Origin of the sequence: Skermanella pratensis, from assembly GCF_008843145.1 — a bacterium.
Lineage (GTDB): Bacteria > Pseudomonadota > Alphaproteobacteria > Azospirillales > Azospirillaceae > Skermanella > Skermanella pratensis.
Genome location: NZ_CP030265.1, coordinates 1,476,338 through 1,498,201, shown reverse-complemented (window position 1 = coordinate 1,498,201; position 21,864 = coordinate 1,476,338). Strand labels below are relative to the sequence as shown.

Sequence of the window (21,864 nt, the reverse complement as noted above, 5' to 3'; positions counted from 1 at the left end):
GACGTTTCCAGGAGAGGCAAAGAGATGAGATACCTGCCAACCATCGACCTGACGCCGCAGGTTTCCCTGCTGCTGTCCGCCGGAGCCCTGCATCTGCAGCCGGGCCAGTGGGTGACGGGCGGCAAGGGAGTGGGCCGCTACCTGCGGACAGACCGGAGGACCGGCACGACCTATGTCAGCTGGGTCCGGCCCGGCGACGACTGGAAGACCCAGTCGCAACGGTTCCACCGCGCCTGCATGAAAGGGTACGTGGGAAAGTACGCCTCACGCCATGAGGGGTTGAAGCCGGCGCGGCCGGACCGGTACCGCTACGGTGGCGGCGGTCATTCCGCCGCGACCTTGTAACGCTCCACGTGGGGCGGGATGATGCCCAGGGTCATGCCGACTTCCTCGTTGGTCATGGTCCTGGAGTAATCGGCGACATAGCGGTCCAGCGCCGCGACGCAGTCAGCCACGGTGCCGGCCCCGACCGACTTGCAGTCCTCGAAGGCGAAGGGCGTGGGGCGGAACCAGTGCGTGACGTAGCAGCCGCCCCCGGCCTGCGGGCTGTCCTGCTGGCCGATGGTGAAGGCGAAGCGGCCCTCGAAGCCGATGCGGGCATGGGCCTCGCGCAGGCGCTTCTGCAATTGCTCGATGGTCATTTCGGACTTCCTTCGCATCTTACGCCGCCTCGTCCATGCTGCCGTCGATCCGGTGGCGCGCCCATTCAGCGTCGGCCCACAGGGCTTCGGAGACCGCTCTGAGATGGCGCGCCAGCGTGGGCTTGGTGTCCGGGCGCAGCATCCGGTCGAGGTGGCAGGCGAGGCCCTTTGCCTCGGCGTGGACCCAGCGGGCGAACCGGCGGTCCCGCTCCGCCGCGGAACGGTACCAGCGCGGCATCTGGTCGAACGTGCTTTCCAGTTCGTCTTCCCAGGCGGTGCGGGTCAGCAGGCCGCTGGGGGAGCGGAATAGCTCGCCGGGGGTGGATTCGATCTTGTTGGAAGAAGCTATCATCGTCATGGCGGAGGATACTCCGGTGCGGCTTCCCCTAGCGGGGATCTGCGCTTACGCAGCCTATTAGAGATGGTGTCGCCGCCGAAAATTGCGATATCGCAGCCATCAAAAGGGCAGCTCATCGAAGGCGAATCTCTTGTCGAAGACCGGCTGGTTGGCTTCGACCACGTCGTCCTGCGGCTTGGCGCCGGACAGGATCTGGAAGCGGCTGGTGAAGCGGTCCAGCACGACCTCGGTCGTATGGATCTCGCGACCCTCCTTGCTGTTCCAGCGGCGGGTCCGGACCTGACCTTCAAGGGCCACCAGGGTTCCCCTGCGGGCACGCCTGGCGATCACGTCGACCAGCTTCTCGTCCCAGACGACGCAGCGGTGCCATTCCGCCCGCTCCTCGCCCTTGGCGGTTTCGCTGGTGGCCAGGCTGAAGCTCGCCATGCGGGCGCCGCCGGCCGTCGTGGTGATCTCGGGATCGCGGCCCAGGCGGCCGACGGCGATGAAACGTTGGTACATGGCTGGCCTCTTCGGGGACCGGGAGTGCTGCCTCAGGCCGCCTCGCGGTCGCTCTCCTCTCGTTTCAGGATTTCGTTCTTCCTCTGCGAGAAGCAGGTGATCATGCGGTTCTGCGCCGCCTTGTCGACCGCCCCGATCTCGCGGATGCGGGCGTTGATCCCGCTGCGCCACAGGTCGTCCAGGGCTTCCAGGTCCTCGACCTCCGCCAGCTTGTCCCGGATCTCCTCCTCGAGCTTGGCGATGCCGGCGGGCTGGAGGTCGGGGTTGGACTTGACGGCGTAGATGGTCTCGGACTCCTCGCGGTACTTGCTGTCGTCGAACTGGCCGAGATAGATGTCGGCGGCCAAGCCGATCTGGAGCATGCATTTGCCGATGGCGTCGGTCATCGACATCTTGAAGCACTCGTCGTCCGGGCGCTCCGTCCCGTCGCGGTTGCGCCGGACCATCTCGGTGCCGCCCCATTGGGGGCCGGTGAAGTGCTTCTCGCCCGTCTCCGGGTCGACGTACCAGACGCGGCAGCAGATGAAGACCATGCGCTCGGCGATGGTCCATTCAAGCTGCTCGTAGCCCCAGCCTTTGCCGACCGGGCCGAACACCTCTGTCATCATCTGGAGCCGCCAGGCCGGATCGATCTGGGTGCCGCGGAAGCCGCCGGCACGCTGGAACGGCTTGGTCGCCTTGGGATCCGTGCGCTTCAGCGCGTTCCAGAACTCGAGGTTGTCGCGCATGATGTTGTCACGCGGCATATCGGCGGTCATGGTCTCCGTTTCCGGCCCGTCGGCCGGCCTCCTTGCTCGTGGCATGGGTCGGTTTCTCCAACGCTCAATCGTTCATCAGGTCGGGCATCAGGTCGGGCGCGTGGTCCGGCAGCCATGTCCGCGCCCGGGCCCGGTATTTCCGCGGCAGCTCGCCGATGCGGATCGACAGCCTGCCGTCGCGCGAGCGGCTGATCACGATACCGCGGGCGTCGGCGGCGGACGGAACGTAGGCGACCTTCGCCCGCTCGGGCATCATGGCCTTCAGTTCGACCTCGGCGGCGCGGTAGGCCTGGACGCCGTCGTGGTTGCTGACCAGGACGTCGCCCACCGCGACGAACCGGTTGTGCATGGACATGTCGAGCACGCCCATGTCGTCGAATTCAGGCGCTTCCACCGGTAGCGGATCGGCCGGTTCCAGGTCGTTCTCGACGTGCCACCAGAAGGCCTGGATCGTCTCTAGCAGCAGGGCGGCGTCGGCCTCGTTCCGCTCGACCGTCAGGAAGGAATAGCCGGTCGGGCGGAGAACGGAGAGGACGCAGCGGGCCAGGCCGGACACCATCATCTGGTGCTGCATCTGCCAGTAATACTGTTCCGCCAGATCCTCGTCCGTCTTGAAACCGGAGTGGAACTTGGCTTCCAGGATGGTGTCCGGGGCGGCTGTCGGATCGGCCGGCGGAGCGCCCCAGGTCAGGAAGTCTAGGTTGGCGACGATATGGTCGTGGTCGGGATGCACATGGGTGCGGTGGCCGGCAGGATAGGCTCCGATCCCGGTGCGGTAGGTGTAGAAGCGGGCGTGCAGCGGCTCGGTCGCGATGCCGATCTGGACGACGGGAACGAAGTCCAGCCGCGGCGAGGCGGCCCGGCCGGTCTTCTCGCGCCACAACTCCATCCAGTGGCCCGCCATCACGCGGACCGCGTCGCTGGAGCCCAGGCGGCGGGCCCGGAATTCTACCTGATCCTTGGACAAAGCCATCTATCGTTCCCTGACCCGCTGCAGCTTCGCATTTGAGTCATCCCTATATGGGCATAGCTCCGCCCATGTTAACTGCGATTTCGCATTTAACAAAGAACAAAATGAGAACTACGGGGACGAATCTTGCCTGTCCCGGGGGAGGGGTTCGGAGGGGCCGGAGGGGTCCGGTCAGCTCATCAGCTCGACCCTCAGCGGGCGCACCACCAGGATCGCGACGCCGACCATCTCGGCGCCGTCGATGACCATCGGGCAGCAATGGGGGTCGGTGCTGATCGGGACGAGTTGCGGATGGTAGTATCGGTAGGCGCACAGCGAGGTGCCGTCGATCGTGATCACCATGTCGCCTTTCCGGGGAGGGACATGGTCGACCGGCTCGATCACGATCTGATCCTGGGGCAGCAGGCCGCCCGCGTTCATGTGCAGCGAGTTGATCTGGAGCCCGAAGGCGCGGGGCGAGGTCGGCCGGTCCATCAGGACGCACGGGGAGCCGCGGCGCAGGGCATCGGCCAGGTATTCCGCCGCCCCGGCGCGGGGCAGGTCCATGACAGAGCGGATCTGCTCGTGGCTGAGCACGGGGACCCGGCAGGACGAGGTCGAGGGCTGGTTGCTGGACAGGAAGCGCGGTTCCGAACCGGCGGCGAAGGCGAGCCGACCGATGGTCTCCGCGCTGGGCAGGCTGGCGCCCTCGGGGTCCTTGAGGAAGCGGGTCAGGTTGGTCGCGGTGACGTCGGCACGCTTGGCCCAGGTGGCTGCCGTCCAGTCCCGCTCCTCCATCACGGACCGAAGCCAGCGATGGAGCGACTCCCTGATCTGCTGCATTGGCCAAATTCCCCGACTGCTAAAATCCGCGGCACGATGATGACAATCATGCAAATTCGCAAGGATCGGGCTGGAAACCGAAAGAGATCAGCGGATATTCCTGCATTTTCGCATGACTTAGGCGTGGTTGTAGGACCAAGGACCGGAGAGCAAGGAAATATAGCCTAAATTCCAGTGCTTTGCGAGCCCGACGCGGACGAATCAGCGGGCCGGCCGCCTCAGACCATGTAGGCCAAGCGCAGGCCGCCCCAGTGCCGGCCCAGCACGGTGATCGGGGCGGAGACGTCCTTCATCAGGCAGTACTGCCCGCCGCCCATGTCGCGGCGGTAGGTCTGGAGCAGGAAGGGCCGCGTATTGCGGCCGGCGGCGAGGCCGACGCGGTCGTTGAACATGCGCCGGTTGCGGCCGTTGGCGGTGTTCCAGGCGACGTCGGCGCCGTGCGGCTTGGAGAACTTGGCATTGTGGGTCGGCAGGTAGCCGTTGCGATCGACCGTGACGCAGAACACGATGCGGGGATCGGCGGTCAGCATCGCCTCCTGGATGGCGGGCAGGACCGCATCGGTGAAGTCCGTGAAGCGGGTGCGGACCTGCTGGGGGTTGGTCCCCGGGATCGGCTGGTAGGCCTCGTCGAACAGGGCGTCGGCGTTCATCCGGTTGGACCGGACCGCATCCTCGAACAGCGCGGCAATGCGGGACGCGGCATTCCGGGCGTGACGGATGAAGGGGGTGTCGACCGTCTCCACGTCCAGCTCGGCGGTGATGCCGATCAGACGCTCGCTCACGCCCAGCAGGCGGATCACCCGGTCGCGGGTCGCGTTCAGGTCGCCGCTCGACAGCTCCACGTCGCCCGCCATTTCGGCGATCTGTTCCTCGACCCGGCGGGAGCTTTCGCGGATGCCCGTGGCGGCGTCGTCGATCCGGGTGGTCTCGCGGTCGACCTGGACCATCGCGGAGCCTACGGTGTCGATCATGGAGCCGAACGCCTTGGTGCCCGTTCCCACGGCCTTCGCCTTCTCCATGCTCTCGGAGCTCTCGGCGAGCAGCAGGCGGGCCTGCTCGTTGAGGAAGCGCAGGGTGGCGTCGATGTCGGCGGTGGCCTCGCCCGTCTTGGAGGCGAGCGCCTTGACCTCTCCGGCCACCACGGCGAACCCCCGGCCGGCCTCTCCGGCGCGCGCGGCCTCGATCGTCGCGTTCAGCGCCAGCAGGTTGGTCTGCTTGGCGATCGCGTTGATCTCCTGCGCCACCTTGCCGATCCGGATCAGGGCCTCGCGCAGCCCGCCGAGCTGGCGCTCCATGCCTGTGACGCCCTCGACCAGCGCGCCGATGTCTTCCAGGGATTCCCGCAGCCGGGCGCGCGATCCCTCGACCTCGGAAAGGGCGTCCCGGGCGACCGAGCGGGTGGCCTTGGCCGCGGACTGGATGCGGGCGCTGCTTTCCGACATGCCGGCCGCGGCGTCGCGCAGATCCACGAAGACCGCGGCCTTCTTGGTCATGCGCGAGCTGATGTCCTCCACGCTGCCGGCGATATCCGCGATCTCGATGCCGAGCGTTCCCGCTTCCTGCGCCACCGCGCCGATCAGGAGGGACTTTTCGTTCATCATGGTATCCATCAGCCGGCGCGCCCGTATTTTTTGATCGTTTCAGGCCGGAATGTATCCGCTTGGAAATCTTCGGCGCATTTTATTAAACGAGGCTTAATCGGTCAGGCGACCCGAGGCTGGAAGAAGCAGTCGAAGATCGGCATGCCGGTGAAGGCGAACATGTCGGGCATGGCGTGGTGAGTCGTGAAGGCACCGGCATCGTGCCGCTCGCCGGAGTGGTCGGCACCGGCACCGGACCAGTCCTGGCGGGCATCGTGGCGACCCCAGTCCAGGGTCTCGGTGGTTTCCTCCGCGTCCTGCCGGCCGGGCGCGACTTCGTGGGATTGCAACTCGGCGGCATCGGTCTCCTCGTCTCCGCCGGGGAGCTTCAGCTTGACGCTGTCGACGTCGATGCCGAGCGTCCGGAGCCCCTGGCCGACGCGGCCGGCGAGGTCGGCCCCGCGGTCGCGCACCGCGGTCAGCAGGGACGGCAGCGCGTCCGCCTCTCCCAGGGCCGCCTCGAATCCGCGGGTCAGGGCCGCCAGGGTCTGCCAGGCGCCTGCCTCTCCGTCGGGACCCAGGTTCGCGGCGCTGCCGCCGAAGGCCGCCAAGCCGTCATGGTCGATGACGGCGCTGCCGATCAGCCGGTCGGCTTTCGGATCGTAGGCCAGGTTGCGGAACAGGCCGGACAGGCAGCCCTGCCCGGTCAGCTTGAGGATCGCGGCGTCGCGGACCTGGTCGAAAACTTCCGAGATCGCGTCGGGCGACAGCGCCTCGGTGATCCCGCCGGCCGCGTCGGCGCCGAAGTACTTTTCCAGGAAGGCCGCCTCCCTGCCGTCGGAACCGTGGCCGGGAGAGGCCTCCAGGCCGGCCCAGCCGTAGAGCACGCCGGTGACCCGGTCTTCCAGCGCGGTGAGCAGGCCGGTGTCGGTCCCCGCGGCCCCGGCGGTCGAGAAGGCGGCGGCGCGGTCGCGCAACCCCGGGTCGGCTGCCAGCGCGTCGCCCAAGTCGGGCAGGCACCCGCGCCCGCGCAACGTCGGCAACGCGCCCCGGCGGGCCGGGACCGGTTCGGCACCATCCTCCACGGCCCCGACGCCCGCGCCCCCGCCGCCGAACCGCATCCCGCCGGCCGGGCCGGCATCCCCCTGAAGGAGATCGGACCAGCCGTCGGCGCTGTCCGCATCGAAGAACCCGTCGCCGACGCCCGGATCGCCGCCGAGCGCCATCGCCATGCGGGTGGCGAGCGTCCTGACGTCCAGCGCGGCAACGGCCGAACCGGCGGCACCGTAGTCGGGACCCCAGTCACTCCGGCTGGCCTCGGCGCCGGTTCCCTGCCGGCGGACGTCGCTGTCGAACTCCAGGTCCCCGCCGACACCACCACCGCCGCCGGCCTCGGCGATCAGCGCCTCCAGCACGTCGCCGCCGAACTCCCCCATGTCGCGGAAGCCTTCGCCCCGGCCGATCGGGTCGGCGGAGCAGGTTTCCGGAGCGTCGTCGCGGCCGTCGGGGTGCGCCGCCTGCGCCCGCCGGGACCGGTGAAATCCGGGAAGCCGCGGCAGGCGGATATGGGCAAGGGAGGAAAGAAGCGACATCCAGACCCCGAAAGACGTCCCGATCGAAGTATCCGCTGGACAAAATAAGTCCAGGTTGAGCAGCACTACCTATATCCAATCGGAGCCATGCGAGAAACGGTGTAGAAATCCAGTAACACTGGAGGGCTTTTCATATCTTTTTTGGAAGGTATGCGGATGTATTCAAATTTGAGTACATCTGCATGATGGCGCTTCTCAGCGTTACTCTTCAGTATAGGTCGATAAACCGAAGGGATTGGACGAAACGGCTTGGCAGGCGCGGGACGTGACAGTGAGCCGCAGCCAGGGACCTCGGCTACTGCTTCTCGACGATCCGCCAGCCGGAGCCCTCTCGGGCGAGCTTGAGGCGCGCCTTGGCACCGCGCTGGCTCAGCATGCGGGCGCCGTTCAACTCGACCATCAGGTCGAATTGGATGGAGGCGACATGCACGCCCCTGCTGTCGGTGACGCCGCCGATCGTCCTGAGATTCATGATGCGGACGGCGTCGGGCACCACCTGCCCGGGGGGCGGCCGCACTCCCGCCGCCTTGACGGCGACCAGTTCCTGGTTGGCCGAGGTTTCGAGGAGCTTCGCGATGGTGTCGTTCGACGGGATCTCGTCGAAACAGGCGGCGAGCGCCAGGATCGGCAGCACGAAGACGGCCAGTCGTTTCAGCACCGCGTTCTCCCCCTCCCCGGCCCGAACCAACGCGATCTTGAGGGGGGTTTGATTAAAAATCGCCGAAGCCGGCCGCTTCACAGCCCGCGGCGCAGCCGCTTCACAGCCCGCGGCGCAGCCGCCCGGCCTCGGCGATGCGGGTGTCGAGACGGTCGTCGGACAGGCCGAAGGGCTCCTGGTGGACGATCACCTCGGCCTGGGGGAAGGCTTCGGTCAACCGGCGCTCCACCTCGTCGGTGATGTCGTGCGCCTGGGCCAGCGTCAGCTCGCTGTCCAGTTCGAGATGGAGTTCGATGAACAGCCTGATGCCGGCGTTGCGGGTGCGCAGGTCGTGCATGCCGCGCGTCGCCGGGTGGGCCATGACGATCTCGCGGATGCGCTTGCGGTCGCCGTGGGGAAGCTCGCGGTCCATCAGCGTGTCCAGCGACCCCCTGGCGATGTGGAGCGCCCCGACGACCAGGAAGGCGGCGATGCCCAGCGCGAAGATCGGGTCCAGGATCGGGATGCCGGTCATGTCGGTCAGGACCAGGGCCGCGATGACCGCCAGGTTCATGAACAGGTCGCCGCTGTAATGGAGACTGTCCGCCCCGATCGCCATTGAGCCGGTCCGCCGGATCACCCGGCGCTGGAACGCCACCAGCCCGACGGTCAGCACGATCGAGAAGACCATCACGGCGATGCCGGCGGAGCTTTCCTGGAGCGGGACCGGGTTGATCAGCCGGTTGATCGCCTCGTAGGTGAGGAAGACGGCGGAACCGGTGACGAAGGCTGCCTGGGCCAGGGCCGCCAGCGGCTCCGCCTTGCCGTGCCCGTAACGGTGGGACCGGTCGGGCGGTCGCAGGGCGACCCTGACCCCCAGCAGCGTGACGATGGAGGCCAGCAGGTCGGAAGAGCTGTCGATAAGCGAGGACAGGATGCTGACCGACCCGGTGTAGAGATAGGCCGCCAGCTTCGCCGCGATCAGCGTCAGCGCCACGCCGACGCTGGCATAGGTCGCGGCCCGGCGCAGGCTGCCGTCGTCATCCCGCTCCGGATCGTCGTCGATGGTCTCCGCCATCCTGGCTCCCTGTCCGCCGCCTTCCAAATGCTGACGGCAACACCTTTAGGGAAACAGGCGTTCCGTTGTCCACCCCGGTGCCGCATCCGCCGCACCGTCGGAACCCCCTTGCACCTGGTGGAAGACCACCCGGTCGTGGAGGCGGAACGGGCGGTCCGCCCAGAACTCGATGCGCTTGGGCACCACGCGGAACCCGGACCAGAATTCCGGACGCGGGATCGTGCCGACGGCGTGCCGCGCGGTGAACTCGGCCACCCGCTTTTCCAGCTCCCACCGGCCTTCGAGCGGGCGTGACTGCCGGGACGCCCAGGCGCCGATCTGACTGCCCCGGGGGCGGCTGTGGTAATATTCGTCAGCCTCCGCGTCGGAGACTTGCTCGACCGGCCCCTCAACCCGGACCGAACGCCTCAGGGACTTCCAGTGGAAGCAGAGGGCGGCGTTGGGATTGGCCGCGAGCTGGACGCCCTTCCGGCTCTCCAGGTTGGTGTAGAAGACGAACCCGCGCGGGTCCAGTCCCTTGAGCAGGACCATGCGGACCGACGGAACGCCGGAGGCATCGGCGGTCGCCAGCGCCATGGCGTTGGGGTCCTCGGGCTCGGACTTCTCGGCCTCGGCCATCCAGGTCCGGAACAGCCCGTAGGGATCATTAGCCTTAAATTCGATCATGTGTGATGCCGGTCATATTTTTCGGGCGACAACACAATATACATCATTCTCATGGATACCGAGTGCCAGCTTGCCGCCGCTTCGTGCCGGCGCACTGGTACACTTCAACGAGGCTTCGCAGGAAAATGCTGAAGAGAGTGGCTCCCGCGCTGATCGCGCTCGCACTGGTTTCGGGCTGCACGACGAACGGACTGGGTCCCAAGCAGGGCATCGGGACGCTGGGCGGCGCCGCGGCCGGCGGCCTGCTCGGCTCGACCATCGGAGGCGGCTCGGGCAAGCTGGTCGCGGTCGGCGCCGGCACCCTGCTGGGCGCCTTCCTCGGCAGCGAGATCGGCTCGTCCCTCGACCGGGCCGACCAGGTTTACGCCGGGCGGGCGGTTCAGCAGGCTTACGAAGCCCCGATCGGGGAAGAGATCGTCTGGAGCAATCCCAAGAGCGGCAACTCCGGCGTCATCGTGCCGACCCGAGAGGGCCGCCAGCCCGGCACCAACGCCTATTGCCGAGAATACCAGCAAACGGTTACTGTCGGGGGCAGAACCCAACAGGCCTTTGGTCAGGCTTGCCAGCAACCGGACGGCACCTGGAAGATCGTGAGCTGAATTCCACCGATCCGCCCTCCGGTCCCAGGCTCTGACCAGGCGCCCGCTGCCGTACCGGCCGGCGGGCGCCCGCCGTAGTGCCGACCATTTTGACAGGATACGCTACCTCGTGGCCGTCATGCGCGACCCTTATCAGGTTCTGGGATTGACCAAGTCGGCCTCCGCCGAAGAGATCAAGCAGGCTTACCGGCGCCTCGCCAAGCAGTTCCATCCCGATCTCAACCCCGGCAGGCCCGACATCGAACAGCGCTTCAAGGATGTTTCCGGCGCTTACAACCTGCTGTCGGACGCGGAGAAGCGCGCCAAGTTCGACCGCGGCGAGATCGATGCCAACGGCAACGAGCGCCCGCTGCACCGCGCCTATGCCGGCGGCGGACGCGGCGGTGCCGACTTCGGCGGGTTCGACGCCGACGACATCTTCTCGGACCTGTTCGGCGCCGGACGCCGGCGGGGCGGCGCTGGCCATGGCGGCTTCAAGTCGCGCGGCACGGACATCGCCTATTCGGTCACCGTCCCCTTCACGGAAGCGGCCCTGGGCACCAAGCGCCGGATCAACCTGTCGACCGGCAAGAGCATCGACGTGGCGATCCCGCCGGGAACCGAAGACCAGCAGAAGCTGCGCCTGAAGGGCCAGGGGATGAGCGGGATCGGCGGCGGCCCGGCCGGAGACGCGATCGTCGAGGTCCATGTCGAGACGCACCCGTTCTTCGTGCGCAAGGACGGCGACATTCATCTGGAACTGCCCATCAGCCTGCCCGAGGCCGTGCTGGGCGCAACCATCAAGGTGCCGACCTTGGACGGACAGGTCGCCGTCAAGGTTCCGCGCGGTTCCAACACCGGCGGGACGCTGCGGCTGAAGGGCAAGGGGATCGTCGATCCGAAGACCGGGGTGGCCGGCGACCAGTACGTGAAGCTGAAGGTCGTCCTGCCCGAACCGCCGGACGCCGAGTTGACCGGTTTCCTGGAGCGCTGGTCGAAGGACCGCAGCTACGACGTCCGCAAGAAGCTCGGCCTGGGCTGACCCCGGGCCGGGCGATCGAGAGACTACTCGATCACCCGGATCGACGGCCTGCCGGGCATGCCCGGCTCCTGTTCGCGGACCGGGCGCGGGGCGCGTGAGCGCGGCGCCTGCTGGCTGAGCGAGGGGTCGGGCAAGGCGGTGCCGGTGTCGATCAATTCCCGCAGGCGACGCTCGGCGCGCTCCACGGTGCTGAAGATCCGGGTCTCGCCGGCGTCGATCGCGGCGAGCAGCGCCCGCAGCATCTGGCGCATGCGCTCGTTCTCGGCCTCGAGCTTGGACGCGGCGGAGCGAGCGACGCGAAGCTCCTGCGCCTGGCGCTCTACCACGGCGGCAAGGGTCTCGATCTGGGTGATCAGCCCGCTGTTGCCGGGCCGATCCCGCCCGGCGCCCTCGAGGCGAGCCAGGGTATTGTTGAATTCGTCGAACAGGGCGTCGTCGCCGCCGCGCTGGTACTCCGCCGGGCGCCGAGTCCCGGAAGTTCCACTATCCAGATCAACCCCGCGAGGGCGGATTTCGAAACTGCCAGACACCTTGTTCTCCAATACCCGTGTGGCGGCGCATCCGCCCGCTGGAGACAATTTTAAGCCTGCTTAGTCAATAAGCGGTTAAACACGAGACGTTTCGGCGTCTCGTTCCCGCCGCATTTTCCAGGGAGGCTATACCGGCCGACAGACTTGACGCTGGCGCGGCGAAACGCGCTTACTCTGGTCAACAGCAAATCAAATCAAATCGAGGAACAGGTCGGGCAGAGATCATGATTTACGCAACGGCAAGCACCTGGGCACAGGACATCAAGCAACGGTTGAAGAACACTCCCTTCAATATCGGCCCGGCGGCGGACCTGATCGGGCTGGGGGGTTCGCCTGCTTCGCGGCGGCCGGACTGATGCTGTGGCTGGATCAGACCCGCTCGGCCTTCGCGGCGTTGGCATCGCTCCTGATCTTCACGGTCGGGCTGATCATGTTCGGCACGTCGATCGTGCTGCGCGCCGGGATGCCGCAGCAGGTCCGGCGGGCTTCGGCCGGAAAGCCGGGCGCGCTGTCTCACCACCCGGCGGAATAGCGCCGGCGGAGCGGGAACCATCGGAGAGGCGGGGTTCGGGACGCAACCGTCCCCGCCCGCCCGTCCCTCTCCCGCTCAGACCTCGCGCTGGCCGGAATTGGACGTGGACGCGAAGACGTTGGCGATGAAGACGGCCACGATCACGCCGAAGAACGCGAGCGCCGCCATCGGCGTATGGAACGCCACGAGCGCGGCGGTCGCCAGGGCAAGAGACAGTGATTTCCACATTTTATACTTGTCCAATTGCGTTTCGATAGTAGTAGAGTCATCCATTAGGGATAGTTCCCTGACTCGGTTTGGAAATGGTGACTATTTCATGACGTTCAGCAGGGGCGATTATTAAATCTTTGTCATTAATCAGTCATTCACCGGCTGCTCGATATCTTTTCTTATCGCCAAGGAGCCGTTTTGAATGCCCGTCAGCAGTTATCTCCTGAACCCTTTGCGCAGCCTTGAACAGGTCCGGTCCGAGCTGGGCCGCGACGACTCGTCGGACGGATCGGTTCCGCAAGAAACCGATCCGTCCGACGAGCACGACCGGTATGAACCGGTGGGGCCTGCCGAACGGCAATCCTGATCGTGGGTCGGCATCAGGCGCGCCGCGGCACCACATCGTTGACGCAGTTGATCGGTTCCCCCGCCAGGGCCGCCAGGGCGGTCTCGGCCGACTTGCGGCGCAGGTCGACGATGCTCGACGGGCTGTAGAAGGCGGCATGGGGGCTGATCAGCAGGCGGTCGGCGATCCAGGGTTCCTGCGCCATCCAGGCCCGTATCAGCGGATGGTCCGGTTCCGCCGGCTCGACCGGCAGCACGTCGAGCGCGGCCCCGGCCAGCCTGCCCTCCTTCAGCGCTTGGAACAGGGCGTCCAGATCGACCACCGGACCTCGCGCCGTGTTGACCAGGATCTGTCCGGGCCGGGAGGCCGCCAGCGCCTCGGCCCCGATCATGCCGCGCGTCTCCCCGGTCAGGGGGCAGTGCAGGCTGACGATGTCCGACCTCGCCATCAGGTCGGCCAGGGACCGGGTACGGCCGAAGCCGAAGGACAGTTCGGCGCCGGTCGGCAGCGCGGGGTCGTAGAACAGCACGTCCATGCCAAAGGCACGGGCGCGCAGCGCCGCCGCCGTCCCGATCCGCCCCAGCCCGACGATTCCGAAGGTCTGGCCGCGCATGCGGCGGACCAGGGGTGGCGTGTCGAACCGCCAGGCCCCCACCGGGTCGGCGCGAAGCTGGGCGTCGTAGGCGGCCACCCCGCGGGTCAGGGTCATCATCATGGCGATGGCGTGGTCGGCGACATCGGTGGTGCCGTAGTCCGGCACGTTGCATACCGGAATGCCGCGCCCGGCGGCGGCATCGATGTCGATGTTGTCGAAACCGACGCCGGCCCGCACCATCACCCGGCAGCGCTCCAGCCAGTCCAGGCAGGGACCGCGGTACTGGATGACATGGTAGCAGATCACGGCGTCGCAGGCGCGCCAGCTCACCTCCGGCACGTCGGTCTCCCGCACGGCGCGATGGACGTCGAACGTGACCCCCGGGCCGGCGGCGGCCCGCTCGATCCCGGCGTCGTCGAGGAACTGCGCGTCTGGAATGAGGATACGCATCCGGTCCCTCCTTCCCTTAGAACGGCCCGGCGCCGTTCGCGCCGACATAGACGCCGTAGAGCGACGTCGTGGCGGTGATGAAGAGCCGGTTCCGCTTCGGCCCGCCGAACGCCAGGTTGGAGACCACCTCCGGGACCAGTACCTTGCCGATCAGGTCGCCGTTGGGCGAGTAGCAATGGACTCCGTCGCCGGCGCTGGTCCAGACATTGCCGTCCGTGTCCAAGCGGAAGCCGTCGGCCAGCCCGGGCGAGATGGTGGCGAACACCTCCCCGCCGGACAGGCTGCCGGACTGCGACACGGTGAAGGCCCGGATATGGTGCGGGCCGTCCTTGCTGTGCGAGGCGCCCGTGTCGGCGACGTAGAGGATGTGCTCGTCGGGGGAGAAGGCGATGCCGTTCGGCTTGTCGAAATCGTCCGCCGCCACCGTCACCTGCCCCGTTTCCGGATCGATCCGGTAGACGTGGCAGCCGTCCTGCTCCATCTCGGACCGGTGGCCCTCGTAGTCGGTCAGGATGCCGTAGGGCGGGTCGGTGAACCAGACCGAGCCGTCCGACTTCACCACCACGTCGTTGGGCGAGTTCAGCCGGCGACCCTGGTAGCTGTCGGCCAGCACGGTGACCGTGCCGTCGTGCTCGGTCCGGGTGACCCGCCGCGCGCCGTGCTCGCAGGTGACCAGCCGCCCCTGCCGGTCGCGGGTGTTGCCGTTGGAGAAGTTGGACGGGCTGCGGAAGACGCTGACTCCGCCGCCTTCGACCCACCGCATGATTCGGTTGTTGGGGATGTCGCTCCATAGAAGCTGTCCGGCGTCGCCGAACCAGACCGGCCCCTCCGCCCAGCGCATCCCGGTGTGCAGGCGCTCGACGAAGACGTTGCCGAGCGCGTAGCGCTTGAAGCGCTCGTCGATGATTTCAAAAGCCCGATCCATGACGTGATCCCCCCGAATGTCGGTTGCGATGTCGGTTTTTTGTTGTCATGGCGAACGATCCGCTGCCCCATGGGTCCCGTCAACCCTCGAAAAACGCAGGATATCCAGGAGGAACTGTCATGCCCCGCTTCGCCGCGGACAAACTGGTCGGCTACGCCGCCGCCCTGCTTCAGGCCGCCGGCCTGTCCTCCGCCCGCGCCCGGACCGTCGCCGAGATCCTGGTGGAAGGGGACCTGTTCGGCCACACCACCCACGGCCTGCAACTGCTGCCCGGCTACCTGAAGGAGATCGACTCCGGCGACATGACGGTGTCGGGCGATCCGGAAACCCTGGCCGATACCGGTCCAGCCGCCACCTGGGACGGCCGCCGCCTGCCCGGACCCTGGCTGGTCGTCCAGGCGCTCGACCTCGCCAGCCAGCGGGCGGTGCAGTACGGCACGGCCACGGTCGTCATCCGCCGAAGCCACCACATCGCCTGCCTCGCGGCATACCTGAAGCGCGCCACCGACCGGGGACTCGCGATTATCCTCGCCAGCTCCGACCCGGCGGGCGCCAGCGTCACGCCGCACGGCGGCATCGGCCGGCTGATGACCCCGAACCCGCTGGCCGCGGGCTGGCCGACCCCCAGCGGGCCGGTGCTGCTGGACGTCAGCATGTCGACCACCACCAACGGCCTGACCAACCGCTGCCACGCGGAGGGCAAGCCCCTGCCCCACCCTTGGCTGATCGACGGGCACGGCGAGCCGACCGCCGACGCCTCGGCCTATTTCGCCGATCCGCCCGGCGCGATCCTGCCGCTCGGCGGTCTCGACCTCGGGCACAAGGGCTACGCCCTGGGGCTGATGATCGAGATGATGACCTCGGCGCTGGGCGGCTACGGCCGGGCCGACGGCGCCACCGGCTGGGGCGCCTCGGTGTTCCTTCAGGTGTTCGACCCGGACGCGTTCGGCGGGCGCGACGCCTTCCTGCGCGAGACCGGCTGGCTGGCCGACAAGGCCCATTCGATCCCGCCGCGCCCCGGCGCTCCGCCGGTCCGCCTGCCCGGCGAGGGCGGGCTGAAGCGCCGCGCGGAGCAGCTGCGCAGCGGCGTCGACCTGTATGCCGGGATCGGCGAGGCCCTGGAGCCCTGGGCGGCCCGGTTCGGCGTCGAGCCGCCGGAGGCGATGGCGGAGCCTTGACCAGGCGGGATTCCTCACGCCGACGGCATGGTTCCATGGCGCGACCATAGTCCGGCCATCGCCGAGGATGAGCGTCGGCAATCCATGCCGGCGCTTTCACCTCGGCGATCCCACCGCTCAGCAGGCCCGCGATCCCGTATCGTCCGCCAAACGGAAAGTCCGGCTGTCTCGCGTCACGTCGGATTCAGACGACAAGCCTGCGCTTCAGCCGTTCGGCCATCTCCTCCGGATCATCGTAGATCACGTCGATCATGGTCTGGGCGAACGCGTCCGGTTCGGTCCGGCGCTGTTCCCAGTTCTGCAGGGTCGAGCGTGGAACGTGGAGAAGCGCCGAGAAACCGTCCTGGCTCAGGAAAAGACGGGCCCTCGTCGCCTTGAGCTTGGCGGCATAATCCAGCGGCGCGGGATCGAACCCGCTCCAGTCGGGATTGTCGTCGTTCGGCAGAGTGTCAGCCATACTTCCCGATCTACCGGTCATTCGCTTTGCGAACGGAGATTATACGAACCGTATCCTCGCGGACGGTATAGACGCACACGTGCAGCCGGCCCTCGACATAGCCAAAGCACACCAGCCGCTCTTCGCCGTAGGCGAATCGGGTATCGGAAAATTCGAAGACCCGACCGGCCATGACCCGCTTTCCAAACGCCAGCGACAGGTGGTGATCCCGCTGGTTGACTGCATCCTTGTTTGGGTCGAAGCTGATCTTGATACCATCCATCGCAATCCAACCATACGCTATTAGCGCACTTGCATCAATCTTGTATGGCACGAAGGGCACGAGGCCGGCGCTGCTGCCCTGCCGGCCCAAAGCGCCATGATGGAAACCGCCCGTACCGGATGATCACCCCGTCTTGATCCTGATCAATGAACAGGTCCGTCCACGGGAGGATGCTGCCGATGCGACGGGAAGGCCGGTCACGCCGATTCGTGACGGAACCAGAAGAGGGGGAGAAATTCCATGGCGCTCAAGAACCTGATGGTCGTCGTCGACACCAACAAGCCGGCCGCGGCGCGGATCGACGCCGCGGCCATGCTGGCCGCCAGGCACGACGCCCACCTGACGGGCCTGTTCGTATCGGCGCCGCCGGCGCTGCCGAGCTATGTCGCCGGCGAGCTGGGCGACAGCGTGATCGCCCTGCAGCGGCGCATGGCGCAGGAGATCGCCGACGAGGCGGCCGCTCTGTTCCGCCAGCGGGTCGAGCTGGCCGGCATCGGCTCCCGGGCGGAGTGGCGGGCCTTGCGCGGCGACCCGACCGAGGTGACCGGCATCGTCGGCCGCTACGCCGACCTGGTGATCCTGGGCCAGATCGATCCCGACCGGAGCCGCGACGTGCCGCCGGTCCATCCGGAGGACGTGCTGTTCGACTGCGGCCGGCCGGTGCTGATGGTGCCCTATGCCGGCAGGTTCCCGACCATCGGCGAGCAGGTGGTGGTCGGCTGGAACGCCAGCCGCGAGGCGGCGCGCGCGGTCAACGACGCCCTGCCGTTCCTGGAGACCGCGAAGAAGGTCAGCGTCCTGGCGGTCAACCCGAAGACCGGCATGAACGGGCTGGGCGACGAGCCCGGCGCCGACATCAGCCTCCACCTGGCGCGCCACGGCGTGGCGGTCACGGCCGACCACGTCAATGCCCGGGGGATGGATCCCGGCGACATGATCCTGAACTATGCGACCGACGCGTCGGCCGACCTGCTGGTCATGGGGGCCTATGGCCGGTCGCGGCTGCGCGAACTGGTGTTGGGCGGCGTGACGCGCCATATTATGCAGCACATGACCATACCGGTGCTGTTCTCCCACTGAGCGGTCCCGGTCCGGCACCGACGCGCATTCACAATGGGACCCCTATGATTCTGGTTTTCGGCTCGCTCAACATGGACCTCGTGATGACGGTCCCCTCGCTACCGAAACCGGGAGAGACGGTCCTTTGCCCCGCCTACCAGCTGAAGCCGGGCGGCAAGGGCAACAACCAGGCGATCGCGGCGGCCCGCGCCGGTGCCGCGGTCGCCATGGCCGGCTGCATCGGCCCCGACGCCTTCGGCTCGACGCTGGTCGAGAACCTGGTGCGCAACGGGGTCGACACCTCGGGCATCCAGGTGACAGGGACGGCGACCGGCTGCGCCATGATCTGCGTCGACGGCGACGGCGAGAACTTCATCTCGGTCGCCAGCGGCGCCAACCTGTCGGCGTCGGCCGACCACGTTGCCGACGACGGGCTCGGCGCGGGCGTCACCGTGCTGATGCAGATGGAGGTGCCGGCGGAGCAGAACTGGGCGCTGGTCCGGCGCGCCCACGCGCTGGGCGCCCGCACGGTCCTGAACGTGGCGCCGGCCGCCGACGTGCCGCCGGACATCCTGAAGCTGATCGACATCCTGGTGGTCAACGAGCACGAGGCCGCCGAGATCGCCGAGCGGCTGGAGCTTTCCGCCAGTTCGGCGACCGGGCTCGCCCGCGACCTCGCCCGCACCTGCGGCGTCACCTGCGTGGTGACCCTGGGCAGCGCCGGCGCGCTGATGGCCGAAGCGGGCGGCTCGCTGTGGACGGCGGCGCCGCTGAAGATACACCCGGTCGACACCACCGGGGCGGGCGACGCCTTCTGCGGCATCCTCACGGCGGCGCTCGACGGCGGCGCCAGCCCGGACGAGGCCCTGCACCGGGCCAGCGTCGGGGCCTCGATCGCCTGCCTGGGCCTGGGCGCGCAGGAGAGCTTGCCGACCGCCGAGGCGATCGACGCCCGGCTGGCCGAGGTTTCCGCACCGCTGCGGCTGTCCTGACCCGCTTGTCTCTGCTAACGTGCGGGGGCGGACTCCCTGATTCGAACCGAGACGAACCATGCCGATCATCAATCGCATCGCCGATTTCCACGACGAGATGACCGCCTGGCGGCGCGATCTTCATGCCCATCCCGAGACCGCCTTCGAGGAATTCCGCACCTCCGGCATCGTCGCGGCGAAGCTGGAGGAATGGGGCATCGCGGTCCATCGGGGACTGGCCGGCACCGGGGTCGTCGGCACGCTGACGGCGGGCGGCGCATCCGGGACCGACAGGGTGATCGCGCTGCGCGCCGACATGGACGCTCTGAACATGCAGGAGGAGAACGACTTCCCGCACGCGTCCAGGGTGCCGGGCAAGATGCATGGCTGCGGCCATGACGGCCACACCACCATGCTGCTGGGAGCCGCGAAGTACCTGGCGGAGACCCGCAACTTCGACGGCACGGTCCATTTCATCTTCCAGCCCGCGGAAGAGGGCAAGGGCGGCGCCCAGAAGATGGTGCGGGAAGGGCTGTTCGACCTGTTCCCGGCCAGGGAGGTCTACGGCATGCACAACTGGCCGGAAATGCCGGCCGGCTCGATCGCGGTCCGCACCGGGCCGATCATGGCCGCGGCCGACCAGTTCGACATCCGGGTGCGCGGCCACGGCGCCCACGGCGCCATGCCCCACCACGGCGTCGACCCGGTGGTGGTCGCGGCCCATGTCGTGACGGCGCTGCAGAGCCTGGTCAGCCGCAACACCGACCCCCTGCGCTCGGCCGTGGTCAGCGTGACCCAGATCCATGGGGGCGCCGCCTACAACGTGATCCCGGCGGAGGTGGTGCTGAGCGGCACCGTCAGGACCTTCGAGCCCGCCGTGCAGGACAGCGTGGAGGCCGGCCTGAAGCGCGTCGCGACGGCCACGGCGGAAGCCTTCGGCGCGGTGGCGGAGGTCGATTACCGGCGGAACTACCCGGCCACGGTCAACACCGCCGCCGAGACTGACTTCGCCGCCCGAGTCGCGGCCGACGTGGTCGGCGCGGCGCAGGTGGTGCACGATCCCGCGCCCAGCATGGGGGCGGAGGATTTCGCCTTCATGCTGAACGAGCGGCCCGGCTCCTATGTCTGGATCGGCCAGGCCGGCGGCCCGAGCGGCTGCATGGTCCATAACCCGCGCTACGACTTCAACGACGAGATCCTCCCGATCGGCGCCAGCTACTGGGCCAAGCTGGTCGAATCCGCCCTGCCGCGAGCCGCCTGACCCATGCGCAAAATCCTGTTGGCGGCGCTCGGCGCCGTCCTGATATCCGCCACCGGCTGCACCACGGCGATGAACCTGCTGGCCGGCGAACCTCTCTCCAACCCGGAGGGCGCCCAGATCGCCCAGGCACCCGGCATCGACGGCCAGTTCGAATGGAGCGGCACCCAGGCGTCCGTGCAGGGCCGCACCACGATCGTCGCCCGCACCCAGGAGCAATGGGAAAACCTCTGGCAGCTGGCCGCCACGCCGGCGCCCGGTCCGCTGCCCCGGGATTGGATGGGGATCGGCGTCTTCCTCGGCATGCGCCAGACGGCCGGCTACGGCGTGGCGATAGAGAACGTCGCGGAACAGGTGACGACCGACCGGCAGTTCATCGAACAGGGGCTGCCGAGCAGCCGCGAACTGGTGATTTCCTACGGCGAGCGTGCCCCGGCTCCCGGAGCCATGACCGCCCAGATGCTCACGTCGCCGTACGTGATCCGGATCATCCGCCGCGACGATTCGCCGGTCCGGTTCGTCCAGACCCGGTAGCCCCGGTCCCGGCCGTCACTCCAGCGTGACGGTCGTGCCCTCGCGGGCCGCGAAGACGGGAGCCCAGGCGGATTGCGCCTCGGCCTCGAGCTTGGCCATGAAGGTGTCGTCATGGTCGGGCTCGTGATGGAACAGGGCAAGGCGGCGGGCTCCCGCCTCCCGGCACAGCCGGACACCCTCCAACCACGTGGAATGGCCCCAGCCGGCCTTGCAGGCAAACTCCTGCTCCGTGTAGGTCGCGTCGTAGATCACGAGGTCGGCCCCCGCGATCAGGTCCAGGATGTTGCGGTCAGGCGTCCCCGGAACATGTTCGGTGTCGGTGACGTAGGCCAGCGAGCGGCCCTCGTGGTCGATCCTGTAGCCGCAGGCGCCGTCGGGGTGGTTGAGCCCCGCGGTGCGGACCCGGATGCCGCCGTCCAGGGTCAGGGTATCGGCCGGGCTGAAGTTCTCGAACGTCATGTCGGCCTTCATGGTGCGCATGGGCACCGGGAACAGCGGCGGCTCCATCTGGCTGGCCAGGATCGAGCGGATGTTGGGGCAGCCCTGGAAGCGCGCCGCCATGATCCTGAAGGAGAAATCCTGGTTGTAGGCGGGCTGGAAGAACGGGAAGCCGGCGATATGGTCCAGGTGGAAATGGCTGAGCAGGATGGTCGCCCGCCGCGTCGTCCGCTTCATCAGATGCTTGCCCAGGCCTCGGAACCCGGTGCCGCAATCCAGGATGATGGTGTTGTCGCCCACCGCCACCTCGACACAGCTCGTGTTCCCGCCGAACAGGATATGTGTCGGAGATGGGCAGGGAATCGTGCCGCGCACCCCCCAGAAGGTCGCACTGAACGCCATGGCAAACCCGTACCGGAATCAAGACAAGCGCACATCCTACTACCACATGCGCACCGTCATAGTGACGCGGATCACAACTTTGGACAATCTTCCAAAAACGGGTTTGCGCTTTTTCAGCGTCTAGGCAGACCCCGATATGTCAACTCCCGGCACGTGTGGCGTTCAGGGCGTCCTCCACCACCGCCGGATCGATGAAAAGCCCGGCGATGAAGCCGAAAACATAGAACGCGGCCCCTTCGTCCCAGCGCGTCAGGGTCGGGCTCCAGAGCGGCTGGCGTTGAATCGCCGCGACGGCCGCGCTGGTCATGGCGTTGATGAACAGGAACCCGGCCAGCATCACCGGAAACAGATGCGGCGGCCACAGCAGGGCGAGGACCAGGGAAAACCCGCTCAACAGGGCGAAGCGCATCATGCTGCGGGCGTTGGGGTCCGCGGGTTCCGGGTCGCGGCGCCGGTTGGTATCAGAGTCGAACATGATCGTCATCCTCCGGCCG

The 21,864-nt window shown here is 67.7% G+C and carries 29 protein-coding genes; 10 read left to right on the top strand and 19 right to left on the bottom strand.

Going from position 1 to position 21,864, the window contains the following annotated elements:
* The first annotated feature begins 24 nt into the window (after positions 1 to 24).
* Positions 25 to 345 carry a hypothetical protein gene (locus DPR14_RS06815; protein WP_158044472.1) on the top strand — a complete coding sequence of 107 codons (321 nt, stop codon included), beginning with the start codon at positions 25 to 27 and terminating at the stop codon, positions 343 to 345.
* On the opposite strand, the gene DPR14_RS06810 is transcribed toward DPR14_RS06815, so the two are convergent.
* The 11 genes from DPR14_RS06810 to pdxH all read right to left on the bottom strand — a co-directional run bounded on the left by DPR14_RS06810 (position 324) and on the right by pdxH (position 9,603).
* Positions 324 to 641 carry a hypothetical protein gene (locus DPR14_RS06810; protein ID WP_158044471.1) on the bottom strand — a complete coding sequence of 106 codons (318 nt, stop codon included), beginning with the start codon at positions 639 to 641 and terminating at the stop codon, positions 324 to 326. The genes DPR14_RS06815 and DPR14_RS06810 overlap by 22 nt on opposite strands.
* A gap of 19 nt (positions 642 to 660) precedes the next feature.
* Positions 661 to 999, bottom strand: a complete 339-nt coding sequence (locus DPR14_RS28080) for a hypothetical protein (protein ID WP_246148947.1) — start codon at positions 997 to 999, stop codon at positions 661 to 663.
* Between the two features lie 99 nt (positions 1,000 to 1,098).
* Positions 1,099 to 1,500 (bottom strand): single-stranded DNA-binding protein, encoded by a 402-nt coding sequence (gene ssb, locus DPR14_RS06800; protein WP_158044470.1) that lies wholly within the window; start codon positions 1,498 to 1,500, stop codon positions 1,099 to 1,101.
* 32 nt (positions 1,501 to 1,532) lie between these two features.
* Positions 1,533 to 2,258 (bottom strand): hypothetical protein, encoded by a 726-nt coding sequence (locus tag DPR14_RS06795; RefSeq protein WP_246148945.1) that lies wholly within the window; start codon positions 2,256 to 2,258, stop codon positions 1,533 to 1,535.
* A gap of 64 nt (positions 2,259 to 2,322) precedes the next feature.
* Entirely contained in the window at positions 2,323 to 3,231 is a 909-nt protein-coding gene (locus DPR14_RS06790; protein ID WP_158044469.1) for a YqaJ viral recombinase family protein, read from the bottom strand.
* A gap of 168 nt (positions 3,232 to 3,399) precedes the next feature.
* Positions 3,400 to 4,050, bottom strand: a complete 651-nt coding sequence (locus tag DPR14_RS06785) for an XRE family transcriptional regulator (RefSeq protein ID WP_158044468.1) — start codon at positions 4,048 to 4,050, stop codon at positions 3,400 to 3,402.
* A gap of 218 nt (positions 4,051 to 4,268) precedes the next feature.
* Positions 4,269 to 5,651, bottom strand: coding sequence for a methyl-accepting chemotaxis protein (locus tag DPR14_RS06780; RefSeq protein ID WP_246148942.1), 1,383 nt, complete (start codon positions 5,649 to 5,651; stop codon positions 4,269 to 4,271).
* A 101-nt stretch (positions 5,652 to 5,752) separates the two neighbouring features.
* Entirely contained in the window at positions 5,753 to 7,222 is a 1,470-nt protein-coding gene (locus DPR14_RS06775; protein WP_158044466.1) for a hypothetical protein, read from the bottom strand.
* A 295-nt stretch (positions 7,223 to 7,517) separates the two neighbouring features.
* A complete protein-coding gene (locus DPR14_RS06770) occupies positions 7,518 to 7,880 on the bottom strand; it encodes a hypothetical protein (protein WP_158044465.1) in 363 nt (120 codons plus the stop codon).
* 100 nt (positions 7,881 to 7,980) lie between these two features.
* A complete protein-coding gene (locus DPR14_RS06765) occupies positions 7,981 to 8,937 on the bottom strand; it encodes a cation diffusion facilitator family transporter (protein ID WP_158044464.1) in 957 nt (318 codons plus the stop codon).
* A 45-nt stretch (positions 8,938 to 8,982) separates the two neighbouring features.
* Positions 8,983 to 9,603 carry a pyridoxamine 5'-phosphate oxidase gene (gene pdxH / locus DPR14_RS06760; RefSeq protein ID WP_158044463.1) on the bottom strand — a complete coding sequence of 207 codons (621 nt, stop codon included), beginning with the start codon at positions 9,601 to 9,603 and terminating at the stop codon, positions 8,983 to 8,985.
* 125 nt (positions 9,604 to 9,728) lie between these two features.
* On the opposite strand from pdxH, the gene DPR14_RS06755 reads away from it, so the two are divergent.
* A complete protein-coding gene (locus tag DPR14_RS06755; protein WP_158044462.1) occupies positions 9,729 to 10,202 on the top strand; it encodes an RT0821/Lpp0805 family surface protein in 474 nt (157 codons plus the stop codon).
* 118 nt (positions 10,203 to 10,320) lie between these two features.
* Positions 10,321 to 11,223, top strand: a complete 903-nt coding sequence (locus tag DPR14_RS06750; RefSeq protein ID WP_158048020.1) for a DnaJ C-terminal domain-containing protein — start codon at positions 10,321 to 10,323, stop codon at positions 11,221 to 11,223.
* A gap of 23 nt (positions 11,224 to 11,246) precedes the next feature.
* Here DPR14_RS06750 and DPR14_RS06745 read toward each other — a convergent pair whose 3' ends face one another.
* Positions 11,247 to 11,753 carry a hypothetical protein gene (locus tag DPR14_RS06745; protein ID WP_158044461.1) on the bottom strand — a complete coding sequence of 169 codons (507 nt, stop codon included), beginning with the start codon at positions 11,751 to 11,753 and terminating at the stop codon, positions 11,247 to 11,249.
* A 355-nt stretch (positions 11,754 to 12,108) separates the two neighbouring features.
* Between DPR14_RS06745 and DPR14_RS27235 the strand changes: the two genes are divergently transcribed.
* On the top strand, positions 12,109 to 12,285 hold the full coding sequence (locus DPR14_RS27235) for a hypothetical protein (RefSeq protein WP_192499327.1): 177 nt from the start codon (positions 12,109 to 12,111) through the stop codon (positions 12,283 to 12,285).
* Between the two features lie 75 nt (positions 12,286 to 12,360).
* Here DPR14_RS27235 and DPR14_RS27230 read toward each other — a convergent pair whose 3' ends face one another.
* Positions 12,361 to 12,513, bottom strand: coding sequence for a hypothetical protein (locus DPR14_RS27230; protein ID WP_192499326.1), 153 nt, complete (start codon positions 12,511 to 12,513; stop codon positions 12,361 to 12,363).
* A 184-nt stretch (positions 12,514 to 12,697) separates the two neighbouring features.
* Between DPR14_RS27230 and DPR14_RS27225 the strand changes: the two genes are divergently transcribed.
* Entirely contained in the window at positions 12,698 to 12,862 is a 165-nt protein-coding gene (locus tag DPR14_RS27225) for a hypothetical protein (RefSeq protein ID WP_192499325.1), read from the top strand.
* Positions 12,863 to 12,875: 13 nt separating this feature from the next.
* On the opposite strand, the gene DPR14_RS06740 is transcribed toward DPR14_RS27225, so the two are convergent.
* Both DPR14_RS06740 and DPR14_RS06735 read right to left on the bottom strand, forming a co-directional pair.
* A complete protein-coding gene (locus tag DPR14_RS06740; protein WP_158044460.1) occupies positions 12,876 to 13,886 on the bottom strand; it encodes a C-terminal binding protein in 1,011 nt (336 codons plus the stop codon).
* Positions 13,887 to 13,902: 16 nt separating this feature from the next.
* The gene (locus tag DPR14_RS06735) at positions 13,903 to 14,811 is read right to left on the bottom strand and encodes an SMP-30/gluconolactonase/LRE family protein (RefSeq protein ID WP_158044459.1); all 909 of its coding nucleotides are present in this window, start codon (positions 14,809 to 14,811) and stop codon (positions 13,903 to 13,905) included.
* A 119-nt stretch (positions 14,812 to 14,930) separates the two neighbouring features.
* On the opposite strand from DPR14_RS06735, the gene DPR14_RS06730 reads away from it, so the two are divergent.
* Positions 14,931 to 15,989 (top strand): Ldh family oxidoreductase, encoded by a 1,059-nt coding sequence (locus DPR14_RS06730; protein ID WP_158044458.1) that lies wholly within the window; start codon positions 14,931 to 14,933, stop codon positions 15,987 to 15,989.
* A 184-nt stretch (positions 15,990 to 16,173) separates the two neighbouring features.
* Here the strand turns inward: DPR14_RS06730 and DPR14_RS06725 are convergent, their stop codons facing one another.
* Positions 16,174 to 16,446, bottom strand: coding sequence for a helix-turn-helix domain-containing protein (locus DPR14_RS06725; RefSeq protein ID WP_158044457.1), 273 nt, complete (start codon positions 16,444 to 16,446; stop codon positions 16,174 to 16,176).
* 10 nt (positions 16,447 to 16,456) lie between these two features.
* Positions 16,457 to 16,708 (bottom strand): BrnT family toxin, encoded by a 252-nt coding sequence (locus DPR14_RS06720; protein ID WP_246148940.1) that lies wholly within the window; start codon positions 16,706 to 16,708, stop codon positions 16,457 to 16,459.
* Positions 16,709 to 16,948: 240 nt separating this feature from the next.
* Here DPR14_RS06720 and DPR14_RS06715 point away from each other — a divergent pair, with 240 nt between their 5' ends.
* The 4 genes from DPR14_RS06715 to DPR14_RS06700 are packed head-to-tail and all read left to right on the top strand — an operon-like array spanning position 16,949 to position 20,530.
* On the top strand, positions 16,949 to 17,788 hold the full coding sequence (locus tag DPR14_RS06715; protein WP_158044456.1) for a universal stress protein: 840 nt from the start codon (positions 16,949 to 16,951) through the stop codon (positions 17,786 to 17,788).
* A 44-nt stretch (positions 17,789 to 17,832) separates the two neighbouring features.
* The gene (locus DPR14_RS06710) at positions 17,833 to 18,759 is read left to right on the top strand and encodes a ribokinase (protein ID WP_158044455.1); all 927 of its coding nucleotides are present in this window, start codon (positions 17,833 to 17,835) and stop codon (positions 18,757 to 18,759) included.
* A 58-nt stretch (positions 18,760 to 18,817) separates the two neighbouring features.
* Entirely contained in the window at positions 18,818 to 19,999 is a 1,182-nt protein-coding gene (locus DPR14_RS06705) for a M20 aminoacylase family protein (RefSeq protein ID WP_158044454.1), read from the top strand.
* Between the two features lie 3 nt (positions 20,000 to 20,002).
* Positions 20,003 to 20,530, top strand: a complete 528-nt coding sequence (locus DPR14_RS06700) for a protease complex subunit PrcB family protein (RefSeq protein ID WP_158044453.1) — start codon at positions 20,003 to 20,005, stop codon at positions 20,528 to 20,530.
* A 15-nt stretch (positions 20,531 to 20,545) separates the two neighbouring features.
* On the opposite strand, the gene DPR14_RS06695 is transcribed toward DPR14_RS06700, so the two are convergent.
* Both DPR14_RS06695 and DPR14_RS06690 read right to left on the bottom strand, forming a co-directional pair.
* Positions 20,546 to 21,370 (bottom strand): MBL fold metallo-hydrolase, encoded by an 825-nt coding sequence (locus DPR14_RS06695; protein ID WP_158044452.1) that lies wholly within the window; start codon positions 21,368 to 21,370, stop codon positions 20,546 to 20,548.
* Positions 21,371 to 21,509: 139 nt separating this feature from the next.
* Positions 21,510 to 21,845: a hypothetical protein gene (locus DPR14_RS06690; RefSeq protein ID WP_158044451.1), complete on the bottom strand. Its 336-nt coding sequence runs from the start codon at positions 21,843 to 21,845 to the stop codon at positions 21,510 to 21,512.
* Positions 21,846 to 21,864: the final 19 nt, after the last annotated feature.

Coding starts and splice junctions, on each gene's coding strand:
- DPR14_RS06815 (WP_158044472.1), top strand. CDS start 25: ATGAGATACCTGCCAACCATCGACCTGACGCCGCAGGTTTCCCTGCTG.
- DPR14_RS06810 (WP_158044471.1), bottom strand. CDS start 641: ATGACCATCGAGCAATTGCAGAAGCGCCTGCGCGAGGCCCATGCCCGC.
- DPR14_RS28080 (WP_246148947.1), bottom strand. CDS start 999: ATGACGATGATAGCTTCTTCCAACAAGATCGAATCCACCCCCGGCGAG.
- ssb (WP_158044470.1), bottom strand. CDS start 1,500: ATGTACCAACGTTTCATCGCCGTCGGCCGCCTGGGCCGCGATCCCGAG.
- DPR14_RS06795 (WP_246148945.1), bottom strand. CDS start 2,258: ATGACCGCCGATATGCCGCGTGACAACATCATGCGCGACAACCTCGAG.
- DPR14_RS06790 (WP_158044469.1), bottom strand. CDS start 3,231: ATGGCTTTGTCCAAGGATCAGGTAGAATTCCGGGCCCGCCGCCTGGGC.
- DPR14_RS06785 (WP_158044468.1), bottom strand. CDS start 4,050: ATGCAGCAGATCAGGGAGTCGCTCCATCGCTGGCTTCGGTCCGTGATG.
- DPR14_RS06780 (WP_246148942.1), bottom strand. CDS start 5,651: ATGATGAACGAAAAGTCCCTCCTGATCGGCGCGGTGGCGCAGGAAGCG.
- DPR14_RS06775 (WP_158044466.1), bottom strand. CDS start 7,222: ATGTCGCTTCTTTCCTCCCTTGCCCATATCCGCCTGCCGCGGCTTCCC.
- DPR14_RS06765 (WP_158044464.1), bottom strand. CDS start 8,937: ATGGCGGAGACCATCGACGACGATCCGGAGCGGGATGACGACGGCAGC.
- pdxH (WP_158044463.1), bottom strand. CDS start 9,603: ATGATCGAATTTAAGGCTAATGATCCCTACGGGCTGTTCCGGACCTGG.
- DPR14_RS06755 (WP_158044462.1), top strand. CDS start 9,729: ATGCTGAAGAGAGTGGCTCCCGCGCTGATCGCGCTCGCACTGGTTTCG.
- DPR14_RS06750 (WP_158048020.1), top strand. CDS start 10,321: ATGCGCGACCCTTATCAGGTTCTGGGATTGACCAAGTCGGCCTCCGCC.
- DPR14_RS27235 (WP_192499327.1), top strand. CDS start 12,109: ATGCTGTGGCTGGATCAGACCCGCTCGGCCTTCGCGGCGTTGGCATCG.
- DPR14_RS27230 (WP_192499326.1), bottom strand. CDS start 12,513: ATGTGGAAATCACTGTCTCTTGCCCTGGCGACCGCCGCGCTCGTGGCG.
- DPR14_RS27225 (WP_192499325.1), top strand. CDS start 12,698: ATGCCCGTCAGCAGTTATCTCCTGAACCCTTTGCGCAGCCTTGAACAG.
- DPR14_RS06740 (WP_158044460.1), bottom strand. CDS start 13,886: ATGCGTATCCTCATTCCAGACGCGCAGTTCCTCGACGACGCCGGGATC.
- DPR14_RS06735 (WP_158044459.1), bottom strand. CDS start 14,811: ATGGATCGGGCTTTTGAAATCATCGACGAGCGCTTCAAGCGCTACGCG.
- DPR14_RS06730 (WP_158044458.1), top strand. CDS start 14,931: ATGCCCCGCTTCGCCGCGGACAAACTGGTCGGCTACGCCGCCGCCCTG.
- DPR14_RS06725 (WP_158044457.1), bottom strand. CDS start 16,446: ATGGCTGACACTCTGCCGAACGACGACAATCCCGACTGGAGCGGGTTC.
- DPR14_RS06720 (WP_246148940.1), bottom strand. CDS start 16,708: ATGGATGGTATCAAGATCAGCTTCGACCCAAACAAGGATGCAGTCAAC.
- DPR14_RS06715 (WP_158044456.1), top strand. CDS start 16,949: ATGGCGCTCAAGAACCTGATGGTCGTCGTCGACACCAACAAGCCGGCC.
- DPR14_RS06710 (WP_158044455.1), top strand. CDS start 17,833: ATGATTCTGGTTTTCGGCTCGCTCAACATGGACCTCGTGATGACGGTC.
- DPR14_RS06705 (WP_158044454.1), top strand. CDS start 18,818: ATGCCGATCATCAATCGCATCGCCGATTTCCACGACGAGATGACCGCC.
- DPR14_RS06700 (WP_158044453.1), top strand. CDS start 20,003: ATGCGCAAAATCCTGTTGGCGGCGCTCGGCGCCGTCCTGATATCCGCC.
- DPR14_RS06695 (WP_158044452.1), bottom strand. CDS start 21,370: ATGGCGTTCAGTGCGACCTTCTGGGGGGTGCGCGGCACGATTCCCTGC.
- DPR14_RS06690 (WP_158044451.1), bottom strand. CDS start 21,845: ATGTTCGACTCTGATACCAACCGGCGCCGCGACCCGGAACCCGCGGAC.